General features: G+C 56.6%; 8 protein-coding genes. 6 read left to right on the plus strand and 2 right to left on the minus strand.

Going from position 1 to position 13012, the window contains the following annotated elements:
* Positions 1–70 precede the first annotated feature (70 nt).
* Together PV433_RS02905 and PV433_RS02910 are read left to right on the plus strand one after the other, a co-directional pair.
* Positions 71–793: a Stf0 family sulfotransferase gene (locus tag PV433_RS02905; RefSeq protein ID WP_332070692.1), complete on the plus strand. Its 723-nt coding sequence runs from the start codon at positions 71–73 to the stop codon at positions 791–793.
* Positions 794–1616: 823 nt separating this feature from the next.
* Entirely contained in the window at positions 1617–2558 is a 942-nt protein-coding gene (locus tag PV433_RS02910) for an aminoglycoside phosphotransferase family protein (protein WP_332070693.1), read from the plus strand.
* Between the two features lie 99 nt (positions 2559–2657).
* On the opposite strand, the gene PV433_RS02915 is transcribed toward PV433_RS02910, so the two are convergent.
* Complete coding sequence (locus PV433_RS02915; protein WP_332070694.1) at positions 2658–4478, minus strand: sensor histidine kinase; 1821 nt, start codon at positions 4476–4478, stop codon at positions 2658–2660.
* A gap of 11 nt (positions 4479–4489) precedes the next feature.
* Positions 4490–5791 carry a response regulator gene (locus PV433_RS02920; protein ID WP_332070695.1) on the minus strand — a complete coding sequence of 434 codons (1302 nt, stop codon included), beginning with the start codon at positions 5789–5791 and terminating at the stop codon, positions 4490–4492.
* A gap of 325 nt (positions 5792–6116) precedes the next feature.
* Between PV433_RS02920 and PV433_RS02925 the strand changes: the two genes are divergently transcribed.
* From PV433_RS02925 to PV433_RS02940, 4 genes are all read left to right on the plus strand, one after another.
* The gene (locus tag PV433_RS02925; protein WP_332070696.1) at positions 6117–7793 is read left to right on the plus strand and encodes an extracellular solute-binding protein; all 1677 of its coding nucleotides are present in this window, start codon (positions 6117–6119) and stop codon (positions 7791–7793) included.
* A gap of 60 nt (positions 7794–7853) precedes the next feature.
* Positions 7854–9707 carry a hypothetical protein gene (locus PV433_RS02930; protein ID WP_332070697.1) on the plus strand — a complete coding sequence of 618 codons (1854 nt, stop codon included), beginning with the start codon at positions 7854–7856 and terminating at the stop codon, positions 9705–9707.
* Positions 9708–9850: 143 nt separating this feature from the next.
* A complete protein-coding gene (locus PV433_RS02935) occupies positions 9851–11212 on the plus strand; it encodes an ABC transporter substrate-binding protein (protein WP_332070698.1) in 1362 nt (453 codons plus the stop codon).
* Between the two features lie 52 nt (positions 11213–11264).
* Positions 11265–12965, plus strand: coding sequence for a glycosyl hydrolase family 28-related protein (locus tag PV433_RS02940; RefSeq protein ID WP_332070699.1), 1701 nt, complete (start codon positions 11265–11267; stop codon positions 12963–12965).
* Positions 12966–13012 lie beyond the last annotated feature (47 nt).

Below are 13012 nucleotides of genomic sequence, written 5' to 3' on the forward strand. Positions count from 1 at the left end.
TTTAACTATTTTGTGAGATCATTTTGGGAAGGGGAGATTTGGGTCAGAACGACCAGAAAGGGGTGAGCCGATGAGACCGGCGCAAAGCTATACGATTTGGTTTTCACAGCGTACGGGCAGCACGCTGCTGAATTATGCGCTATCATCGACGGGGGTAGCGGGCGATCCGAGTGAGTGGCTGCATAGTAGAGAACCCGCCAAGATGACTAAGGAAGACATGGAGCAGATCTGGAAAGAGGGGACGACGCCGAACGGCGTATTCGGGTTAAAAACGTCATTTGATTCCCGCTGGATGGATTCATTTCGAACGATCTTCGACATGCCGGCTGCGGCTACCCGAGCCGAGGTATGGAGCGAAGCTTTCCCAAACTGCAACAAGCATATCTTTATGACCCGGAGAAATAAAGTAAGATTGGCGGTATCCTGGTGGAGGGCGATCGTATCCGGAGAGTGGCACCGGAAGCACGGGGAGAAACCGCAGGAGCACGATATTGCGGATAAGTACAAGTTTGACGCTATTGATCACTTGCTTACTGAATGCGCTATGCGGGAAGCCGCTCTGGAAGATTTCTTCTCCGAGGCGGGGATCGTTCCGCTTACGATTGTCTACGAAGATTTTATTTTAGACTACGAAGGAACGGTTATCGACGTATTGAAGTTCTTGAATATTCCGACGGATCATGTAGCAGTCGCCCCGCCGGCGCTGGAACGGTTAGCGGATGAGGTAGCCGAGGAATGGGTGCAGCGGTTTCGCGGGGAGCGTCAGAAGGGTTGGGAGCGCAAAGCATGGTGAATCCGAAGAGGAGACGATAGGGGAGGGAGCAGGCTGCCGGGCAGGGCGGCCTGCTTTCGTTGTACATATAAGAATTTATAAAATTTCGTGGGTAGAAGGGCTTCTGATCTGCCAGAAAGATTAAGATTATTACTGATTTTTACGGTGCTAAAGGGAATGGAGGAGTTTTCTTCCTTGGCGTTTGAGAACGTATACTCAAGTACAATGCCTAACGAATCGTAGGGTGCTTATTGCTGAAAAACGACGTTATTCCAGACGTAACGAATCCGGGGATCGTTATTGAACCCAAAGTGGAGAAAAAACGATCCGATTTGCGGAAATAACGATACGAGAGTTCGTTGCAAATTCAAACACTCGCATTCGGCTCTGATAACGGTTGCTGGGTTCGTTAGCGATACCACCACAAAAAGACAACACGACCTGAGGGCGAGCGGCTGGAACGAAGGAAGGGGGATCCATTCCCTTTCACGCGTTAGCGTATCGGTTTGTACGTCAAAGGAACGTCCGCCCGGACGGTTTTTCTTAATAGATGGGGGAAATGATGCACACAGCCGGGCACGGGAGGGGCGAATACTCGTTCCATAGAATATAAACAAGCAACCATTTGGTCTCCTTCAACGTCATATTGTTAATAATTGTTAGCGTAATTCGAAACAGCGGGAGGTAAGGGCTGACGATGAAGAAGATGATGGTGAAGCTTGGAATCTTTATCGGGATTATTGTACTCCTGTATCAAGTGACCCTATATTGGAATCCGGTAGCCATTCAAAACTTAGCTGCTTGAACCGGCAATCCAATACAGAAAGCAGAGGGAGCAATAACCGTGAGCGATACCACGTACGACTATGATCAGCTCCGCCAAGGGATTCCTGCGCTGAGCAACAGCGCCAAGCTGGAGCGGATCAATAAGGGATATTCGAGCGACGCGAAGTATATCGTCTATGACCCGCAGGAACGTCCGCTGTGCCTGTTAAGAACGTACAGCATCGAGCAAGACGCCAACAAAAGGCTGGAATTCCGTGCGCTGGAGAGGATGGAGGAGCAGGGGGTGCGATGCTCCCGACCGATTGAAATCGGCACTTTGCCGGATCAGAGGCTCGGCTATATGATCGTTTCCTACATACACGGAGAGGAGGCGTCCGAGCAGCTGCCGCTGTTGTCCGTAGAGGACCAGTATGCGATCGGCGTCGAAGCCGGGTTGGAGCTGCGGAAGATTCATCGGATTCAAGGTCCGGCGGACATGAAGCCGTGGCAGGAAAGGGCGGAGGCCAAGCACCGGCGATACCGTCAGGAGTATGCCAAGTGCGGAGTCCGGATCGAGCACAAGTCCGCGGTGTTCTCCTTTATTGACCGTCATTTGCCGCTCATGCGAGACAGGCCGAATCGGTTCCAGCACGACGATTTCCATACCGGTAATCTGATCATCGCGGACGGCAAGCTTTCGGGGGTGATCGATTTCAACCGGTACGACTGGGGCGATCCGGTTCATGAATTTCTGAAGGTCGGCTTCTTTAGCGCGGACGTGAGCCGGCCGTTTGCAGTCGGGCAGATCCACGGATATTATGATCACAGCGAACCGGACGAATCGTTCTGGCGGCTCTACTCGCTTTATGTGGCGATGACGATCGTGTCTTCGGTCGTCTGGATTCTGAAGGTGAAGCCGGAGGAGCTGGACTCTATGCTGGGTAAAATCTACAAAGTGATCGACGATCATGACCGGTTCGAGTTAACGGTGCCGAGGTGGTATAGGGCGGATTGGCAGTAGGGGTTGTCGGTTCGGAGGAGGACCGGTAAGCCGCTGCTCGCTCCTAAGAGGTCTGTTTTCTTGAGCTGGCGGACAGCCTACCCCCGCACATCCACGCCCCTACTCCACCACCGGTATCGTCAGCCGCACCGTCGTCCCGATCCCCGGCTCGCTGCTAACGGCGAGACCATACTCGTCGCCGAACGTCAGCTTGATGCGCTGGTTCACATTTTTGATGCCGATATGGTCGCCGGGTTCGCTGTAGTCTTCTTTCATCGCCGCATTGATCCGCTCGGTCTGCTCGGGGCCGATGCCGACGCCGTCGTCGGTTACGTCCAGCACGATCTGCTCCCCCTGCCGGCGTCCCGTAATTCGTACGACGCCTTGGCCGCGCTTCGGCTTGATGCCGTGGTAGATCGCATTTTCGACGATTGGCTGCAGCGTAATTTTCGGTATCCGGCACGAGCGGATCGACTCCTCAATCTCCCATTCGATGGCGAAGCTGTTTTTGTAACGGACCGCCAAAAGATCGAGATAATGCTGGACATGCTCCAGCTCCTCCCGGATCGGGATGAGGTTTGTCGGCGTCTCCAAAGACAACCGCAGCAGCATCGCGAGCGAAGCGATCATCTCCGATACTTTGTTCTCGCCGCCGGTCAGACGGATCGCGTTCCAGTTGATCGTCTCCAGCGTGTTGTACAGAAAATGCGGATTGATCTGGGATTGCAGGGCGACGTTTTGCGCCTGCTTCAGCAGTGTCAGCCTTTTGCGCAGCTCCTGCTCCAGCTCAATCCGCTTCCCGTGCGAGCGGACAATCGTCCCCGCGATCTGGCGGATCTCGTTCAGACGGGGCTCCCGGCGTTCGAGCTCGACCGCCGACCATTTGTCCGGATTTTCCACGATCGATAACACTTTGCGGATCGGCTGGAACACCTTCGCCGCGATGATCAAGGCGAGGAGCAGCGCGACGGCCAGTCCGGCCGCGAAGATGACGAACACGTACCGGCGCAAGTAGGCGTTTTTCTCCTGAACGACTTGAAGCGGCAGTACCGAGACGAACGTCCAGTCGTTATACTGGGAGCGCAGCGAAGTAATCGAGCGCGTCGTCCCTTCCGAAGACAAGGAGTCCGGCTTGCTTCCGCTATTCTGCATCTGCTGCCGGAGCGGCTCGATATCCGACAGCCGGCGGTTGATCAGGGACAAATCGCGGTTGTACAGCACGATTCCGTCGCGGTCGGCGATATAGATGTCCTCCAGGTACGGGTCGCCGACATTGTTTATAAACTGGCCCAGCCGGGCGGCGTCGACATTCACGACGATGGCGCCTCGCTTGTTTTTCTTATCGAGAGGGGCGGTGTAGAAAAAAGACAGAAAATGCCGCTCCCGCTGTTCCCCGACATATTGCGTAGCCTCTCTTGCCGATACCCAGTAGCTCTCCGACGATTTGCGGCGTTCGTACTCCGGAATCCAGCCCTTGTCCAGAAACCATAACGAATCCCACAGCCCGAGATTGGTCGACAGCACATATCCGCTCGTATCCATGTATAAGTAAACGGAATTAATAAATTGGCCGCTAAGTTTCGTAACCGGTGTCAGCCGCTGGCGGAGCAGGTGGATCTGATTGAATAAATCGGCATCCGCCCGGTCCGGGCGGGGCTCGGCGAACAGCCGTCCGGCCGCCGGGTCCGCAGCCGCCTGCAGGGCGAATTCGTCCACCTCGCGGATCGTCATATCGATCATGTCGCGCAGCCGGGATAAGGCGATGTGATGGACGGCGCCGATCTCCTCCTGAATCACTTTGCCGTAGACGACATATACGGCGGCGCTCATGCCGGCCACGGGCAGGATCATCAGGCAGACGATGATGAGGAAATTTCGCAAAAAGATGCTGTGAATCTTAAAGTGCTTAATATAAAACCAGATGTTGGACCGCTCTTTCATCGGCGGGTCTCCTATGGCAGTGTATTGCGATACTCGGTCGGCGTGCAGCCGGCATATTGCTTGAACAGCTTGAAGAAATATTTGGCGCTCCGGTAGCCGACGATCGAACCGATCTCGTATACTTTATATTGAGGCTGACGCAAATACTCCATCGCCCGGAGCATCCGGATCTCGGTTACATAGTCGGTGAAATTGCGTCCCGTCTGTTTTTTGAACAGCCGGCTGAAGTAGACGGGGCTTAAATACACGTGCTCCGCCACATCCTCCAGCGAGAGATCCTCATTATACTTTTCTTGAATATACGACTTGGCTTTCTGGATCACGAGCGGATCGAAGCGGGCCGCGTCCGGGTCTTGGGGAGAGGAGGCCGCGCCGCTGCGGGTCGCGACCGGCTCCGGTTGTGCGCCAGTACGGTCGTCGGGCCGCGCAAGGTCGAGCAGGCACGCATACGACCGAACCTGCTCCAGCTCGGAGGTGGTCCCCAGAACGGCATGAAGTCTGCTTTTTACCGTGTCAAAATGAAGGGCGACCTTCTCCTCGATCTCCCTAATAGAAGCGGCATCCGGCGTTCCGCTTCCCAGGTCGAGGGCCGCCATCCGGATCACTCCGGCCTCGGCGTGCAGCGGGGTATGCAGGAGATGATCCTGCTCGTGCTTGTAGGCATGCCGGACGAAACGGAGAATCCGGTTCGCATCGGGGTCCGCGGCTCCCGGGTCCGGTAGCGGGCCATCCTGCTGAATTCGGATTGCATACAGGCAGCAGGGGCTGCGTTCCGGATCGGCGGGCAGGCAGATCAGTTGAAGCCGCCGTTCGATCTCCTCCCGGCCGGTCAGCGCACCCGACACCAACTCGGCGAAAAACTGCCGGCGCAGCATGAACAGCATCTCCTCGTTCCGGCTCAGGAGGCCGAGCGATTGTTCTTTCTCCGCTTTTTCCTTGTCCAGATTCGCCTTCACGTCGCGGAACACCTGATGAATTTCCTGCAGCTTGGTCGGCTTCAGCAGATAATGGGTCACCTGGTAGCTCAGCGCCTGCTGGGCGAATTCAAACTCCTTGTAGCCGCTGATCAGGACCAGTTTGATATCGAGCTGCCGGTCGTGCACATATTTGGCCAGCTCCAGTCCGGAGACGAACGTCATCTTAATATCGGTCAGAATCACGTCCACGGGATGGCTCTCGATGTACGAGATCGCATCCCGGCCGTCCTCGAGCCGGGCCACGACGGTATACCCGAGTCCGGCCCAATCGACCAGATCGGTCAAGCCTTCCCGGATGTCCTCTTCATCATCGACGATTACGATTCGATACGGCATGGCGGCCCTCCGGTCTTAGGATGATTACATGTCGTACGATCATTATGTTGATAAAATGAATGCGCTGTCAACGGAATTTCCTTTTTTGGAAGCTCCGGTTAAAAATGTGGGATCAAAAGTAGAAAAAATGGACTTGTCATTCCGGATGCGGGGTCCCATATATCGTTGCAATCCGGAGTTTTTGCCGCATACCGTTTGAAGCCGCTTGGAAGCGTCCGGCTGCGTACTAATGTCCGTTCGTCCAGAGCGGCGGCTTGGAAGACGCTGTAATATTGCACCATAACCAGAGATCGTGCCGTTTCCGCACGCCAGGGAGGTTGCTACAATGAAGATGAAAGCGCTGTTATTGCATCAGCATGAAACGATCTGGAGGATACGGGGGATGAGCAGGGCGCTTCTCATGCGAGGTTCGCTGCTTCTGGCGGCGATATCCCTCGCGGGCGGCTGCACGGCGGCAGCTCCGGCAGCTCCGGCGGAACCGGAAGCGCCGGAGCGCGCCGGCGGAACGGATTTGCCGATCGTGGCGGACGGTTCGGTTACGCTGCACTATGCGGGATGGGACAATTGGTATGCGCCCGCCAGCTTGTCGCAGCAGTTGCCGGTCTGGCAGGAGGTGGAGAAACGGACAGGCGTGAAGATCCGGTGGGAGGTTTCGCATTTCAGCCAGTACAGCGCGGCTATGCAGACGAAGCTCGTGACGGGGAAAGACGTGCCGGACATTTTCGCACTCCCGGTCGATCTGCGCAAAGCGATCGAGGAGGAGCTGATCGAGCCGCTGGACGACCTGATCGACCGGTACGCCCCGAACATCAAGCAGTTTCTGGCAGATAACCCGATGGAGGCGCAAAAGATGCGGGCGTATGACGGGAAGCTGTACGCGTTGTCTTCGGTCACGACGGGCGGCGAATATTGGGACCCGTTCGGCTTCCTGATCCGCAAAGACTGGCTGGATAAGCTCGGGCTGGAGGAGCCGAGAACGCTTGACGAATGGTATGCCGTATTGAAGGCGTTCAAGGAGCGGGACCCGAACGGCAACGGCAAGCCGGATGAAATCCCGTTTATGCCGCACTACGGGTACCGGGGGCTGGCGATGTTCGGCAATGCGCTGGGGCTGCATCTGTTCTACAGCGTGGGCTATTACCCGGACGAGTCCGGACGGGTCCGCGCCGAATGGCTTACCCCGGAGGCGGAGAAGCTGGTGGTCTGGCTGAACAAACTGTATGGAGAGGGGCTGATCGATCCCGGATTTCTGCATCGGACGGAGGAAAGCATCATCGCCGGCGTATCGCGGGATCAGGTCGGAGCGAGCATGCACTTTCTGAGCCGGCTCGGCCAGCTCGACAGCTTATCGCGCAAAGCGGCGTCCCCGGATGCGGGATGGCTGCTGGCCCTTCCGCCTCTGGAGCCGGGCTACAAGCCTTTGTACGAGAAGTACGGGCCGGTCAGCGGCAGCTTCGTCATCTCCAGGAAGTCTCCCCACAAAGAGATTGCGATCCGCTGGCTCGACTATATTTATGCGAGCGAGGAAGGCAACCGGCTGATGACGTTCGGAATCGAAGGCGTCACTTACAACATGGTGAACGGACAGCCGGAATATACGGAATTTGTGCTGAACAACCCGGGCGGATTGGATTCTGCCAACGTGCTCCGCTCGATCGGCGCTTATCCGCCGACCCCATGGGTCCGGGCGGCCAAGGGGCCGCTGTCCAGGTCGCCGGCGGCGTTGCTCGGCAACAATTCGAAGGCGTTCGGGATGGCGCAGCGGGTGCGGAGCATGATGGTCGACAACCAGCCGTTCGCCGAGCCGACGCCGCAGGAGCTTACCGTCGCATCCGGGTTGATGCCCGGCATACTAGGTTACATGGACAAGACGATTACCGGCTTTATTACCGGCGATGTGCCGATCGATTGGGAGACGTTCACCCGCACGCTGAAGGAGCTGGGGATCGAACGAATCGTGGAGATCAAGCAGCAGCAGTATGAACGGTTGGTCGGGAAGTGACGCGGGTCCGGAACGCTAGGCGATCCGGTTCTTATACCGGAGAAACGGAGGGATTCCAGAATGGAGCGAAAAGACGCTACGGCTCCCGGGTCGGCCGAGGGGAAAGTTCCCGGTTTGCGGCATTCCGTCAGCAGGAGAGCGATGCTGGGTGTGATCGGTGCAGGAGGGCTGACGGCTTTGGGAACGATGTATGGCGGCCGTGTCTACGAAGCTTACGCGGCGGAGAATAACGGCGGCTGCGCGGAACCTTGTCCCGCCCCGATTGCGTCCATAGCCGCTTTGCGCTTATACGGGGGAGTTCAGGACGGACAGATCGTCGAAGTGATCAGCTACTATGACGATTGGGCAGCCGGGGTTCGGGGACCGCAGGGCGGGGGCTTGTTCGTCCGGGTGACCGACGGTTCTCTGGCTGATAACGGAGGGACCATAATCGCCGTGACCGGAGGCGGCAATACACGCTGGCTCCGCAAAGACGTCACGGTGCTGGACCCGGTCGATTTCGGGGCTAGAGCGGACGGCGCGACGAACGACCGGGCTTCTATCGCATCGGCGATTGCCGTGCTGGGGGACGCCTTCCGGGTGTTGGACTTTCATGGGAGAACGTATTATATCGGCGAGATCGCCGTTAATGAGCAGCCCGTGTTTACAGTCGCGGGGAAGGACGGAATCCGGATTCAAGGAATGCCGACGATGCTCGTTACGAACCGGCTAACCGGCAACCTCCACTACTCGCCCGTATTCGAATTTGTCGATTGCAACGATCTGTACGCGGAATGCCACGCGGTCGGCGACGTATTTAACCCCCAGTCCCCTTACTCGAACGGTCCGGTAGCCGTGCAGTTGAAAAGCTCGGCCAAATCCGTTTGCGGAGCGCGGATCGAAGCCAAAGTTACCCGCGGTCTCGCCGCACTGCAAACCGTTCGAATGACGAATCGGAATGCCAGGAGGCAGCCGGCCGACCCGACTTGGACGATGATCGATTACAACGTCGAGTCCGTCGATGCGGAGTATGGAGTAAGGTTTATAGCGTCGGGCGACGACGCTCACGGAGTTATTCGTACCGATCGGGTAGCCCGTTCTTACTTCATTGTCGGGGTATCGAATCATACGGCTATCGTCAACTCCGTTCGTCAGCGTTACTTCATGGATGTCCTGATCAAAGCTTACTACGACGGTGTGAGCAACGTGCACGTCATCATGAACCAGCGTTCATCGGAAGGAGCGGAGTGGCCCGTCTGCATCGAGCATCAGAACGATACGGACGATACCGCCATCCGGAATATTACGATCGACCTTAACATTATGGATAGAAAAAACCCGCGAGCCTACGCCAGCGAACTCGTCAGCATAGGCCGGTCGATCACGTTAGGGGGAACCGTCAGACAGTCGACCCAATGCGTGACGGACGCGATTACGATCCGGGGCGCGATCCGGCAGCAGACGGGCGTCAATCTGCTCATATTGCCGACCCGTTCCAATACGGGAGGAATCCTCTACCTGGAGCCTTACACGGCAATCCCCGATACGAAAGGATTCACGCTGACCCGGGGAGGGAGCCGCATGGGCAAAATGCGGGGCAATCTGGAAGCGGCACCGGTGAAGCTGTCTATGGACCATTTGTATCCGGATGGAATTACGCTTGTCGTCGACACGTTTATGAATGCAGACTTTACGGATATGAGCGGCGCCGCCAGCTGGCGCGTCCGCGAACATGTGCTGCTGTCGCTCGTATCGGACGGGAGCGGCGTCGTATCTGACATATATCGGATCTTCAGCCGGCTGAGGGGCACGGCGGCTCCGACGATCACGTATTCGGTCGCGGGCGGCCAGCTGTTCGTTCAAGGCAGCGCCTATACGGGAAGCAACGCTGAAATGACGGTGAAAGCCGAAATCATCGGCGGGCGCACGATCTGATCGAAGCGTTAGAGCAAGGGGACTGAAAGGTGCTTGCCCAGGCGGAGCGGACGCCGCTTGGGAGCAGGGATAAGGGAAACGGCATGACGGGTGTTTTTATCAAATTGAAGTAATCGATTACTAAACCAACAGGGGGAATAAAAATGATTAAACGATATGGAACGGCTTTGTCTGCAAGCGTGCTGCTGCTGTCAGTACTGTCCGCATGCGGCGGTTCAGGAACGGCGGAGAACGGGGCTAACGGAAGCAAGGACGGAACGGGTGAGGGGGCAGCGCCGGCTGCGCCCAAGCAGGAGGAATCCTGGGCCGACAAGCCGGCCGAGCTCGTCTTCCACAACCTCGCCGGCGGGGCGGAGGAGCAGTTCAATAACACCTACGGCAATCTCATCCGCAAGAAGTTCCCGAACTACACGATCAAGTTCATCCAGTCCAAGCCGGGAACGACGCTGCCGGAGCTGGTGGCGGTGAAGGAGCGCGTCGACATCGTCTACAATACGATCGAATATATTGCCGAGCCGCTGCTCGGGACCGGTCTGGAGTACGACATGACGGAGCTGATCAAGAAGCATAACGTCGATCTGAACCGGTTCGAGCCGACGATCATTGACGGCATCCGGGGAATGGCCGGCGGTAAAATCTATATGCTCCCGATTACGAACATGAGACAGGTGCTGTTTTACAACAAAGGGGTGTTCGACAAGCTGGGCGTCGCCTATCCGAAAAACGGCATGACGTGGGACGACGCGTTCGAGCTGTCCAAAAAGCTGACCCGTTCCGAGGGCGGGATCAACTATTTGGGGCTGTCGGCATCGCCGGCGCATATTTTGCGGACGAACCAGCTGTCCAAACCGTATCTCGATCCGAAAACGATGAAGCCGACCTTTATGGACGAAGAGTGGAAGAAGCTGCTCCAGACGTATTTCCTCTCCTACGGCCAGGTGGAATCGTTCGCGAGCCGGACGTCGGAATTGAAACGGCTGCCTTATTACACGGAGATGACCAACACATATGAGCTGGCGATGTTCGTCTTCAACTCGCAATTTCCTTGGGACGGAGCGAGCGCGGTCAAAAACATCGATTGGGATCTCGTCTCCATGCCGACGTTCAAAGATAAGCCCAAGGTCGGTTCGCAGTCTTCGCCGTTCTCGTTCGCGATTACTTCGGTCGCCAAGGACAAGGATGCCGCGATGGAGGTTATCAAATATTTGACCTCGGACGAGACGCAGACGGAGTTTTCCAAAAACGGCTTGATGCCTGTGCTCAAATCCGATGCGGTCAAAAAAGTGTACGGCACGGCGAGTCAGTACAAGGATAAAAACTGGTCGGCCGTTTACTACGACGCTTTTGCTCCGCTGTCGTACAAGAGCATCTACGAGCTCGGCATCGAACGGCAGTACGCGCCGCTTATGGCGGATATCGCTACCGGCAAGGTCGACCTCAATACGGGACTGCGCAATATCCAGGAGCTGGCGGAAAAATATATTGCGGAGCAGCAGAAGAAGTAGCGGGGGCGAGTATCCCCTAATCGTTACATTCTGACAGGGGAGTGATCGATTTATGGTTAACCACGATGAGAACGGCGGGCACCAACCGGAAGGATTATCCGACGGGCAAGAAGTGCGGGATCAGCAAGGAAGAGCCGAAGAAACGGCATCCGGACTATCGGTAACGCGAAGGAAGGCGCTGGCTTCGATCGGGTTGACCGGACTTGCGCTGGCCGGAGTAGCCGCCTGCCAAACGATTTCGCCCGTTTCTTCTTTGGCGGCAGCCGGTCAAGGAAACGGCAGAAGCGTATCCATTCTGTCCGGTACCGTGTCCACGGTGACGGAGCTTCGGGATTTATCGACGGCCGGGCTGCCTGACAATGAAACGGTTCTTCTGTGCGGGTACGCTTCCGTGAACGACGGGGGAGCGGGCGTCTTTTATTGGAACTCAGCCAGCACGGCCGCGGATAACGGAGGAACCGTTATTATGCCGACGGGACATACAGGCAGCGGGCGCTGGATTCGGCTCAAGGACGGGTCGGTCAGCGTGAAATGTTTCGGGGCCAAAGGGGACTGGAACGGTACGTCGGGTACGGACGATACGGCGGCGATTCAAGCGGCGGTCGCTGCCGAACGGTTTCTTTATTTCCCGACCGGGGCTTATATGGTTACTTCGCCGATCTCCGTCCCCAGAGACGGAACGCGGTTTGATTTTGCCGACCCCGTGTCCTCCAAACTCGTGAAGCGGTTCGACGGATATGCGATCCATTTGGCGGGCAGCTACTGCTCGTTTACGAATATGTGCATCGACGGGCAAGGCGCAACGTATGCGGGCGGATATATCGAGCTTGTAGGGGCTGCCTATAATCCGTCCCTATATAATCCGCGCTTATACGACGCTAAGGACGCAGGCATTTTGTTCCATGAAAATAGGGGGTCGTTCTTTAAGGCGGAGTCCGGTTACATTTCAACCTGGATCAATAACGGGACCGTTTTGACCACCCCTTCTTTCCGGTCGGCGGGGGTCGATACGCGTCCCATGCATCGGCATTTCTCCCAGATCGATACCGGTGGCGTCGTGTTGGGCGACTTGACGGGTATGGAGACTACAGTCATCACCGGCTGCACCGGGCGTAACATGGTGTTTGGTTCCAGCACCAAAAAAGCCATTATAACGGGATGCCGGTTTACAAGCGCGGGCAATCCGTTTGTCGTGAAGGGACTCGATAACAGTATTACCGGCAATGTCATTGCGGGAGATATCGTGCTGGACGAAAGCTGTGTCAACAATGCGATCGGGCAAAATGTAACGGCAGGCAAACTGGTCGTAAACGGCAACCGCTGGCGGAACAGCCTCCATCACCGCTCGTGGAGCGGCGGGTTCCACGCGGAATGTACCGGGTTGAAGCAGACGATATCGAATTGGGCGAGCGAGACCCCGATCACCGCCGCGAACGTATCCAATGCCGGCTTGCCGGGTCCGAGCTACTTGCCGTTCCGCGGGGCTTATTCCATAACGGGGCTGATCGCAAGGGCGGTAAGCGGCAGCATCACATCCGGTTCCGTGACCGTTCATCTGCGGGTCAACAATAACTCTACCGGGTTGAGCCTGACACTAGATCAGGCCGTGCTCGCTTCGGGGTATAAAGCGCAGCTTTATGATGCCGGAGCGCATGTTCTATCGGAAGGCGGATCTTACACGATGACGTACAGCACGTCAGCCGATTATTCGGGCAATTTGGCGATCGTTGCCGGGTTTGAGATCGAATCCTGACCAATGGATATTAGTAATCGTTTTCTAATTAAGATAAGGGGGAAACG

This window comes from Paenibacillus sp. GYB004 (genome assembly GCF_036577605.1).
Lineage (GTDB): Bacteria > Bacillota > Bacilli > Paenibacillales > NBRC-103111 > Paenibacillus_AB > Paenibacillus_AB oceani.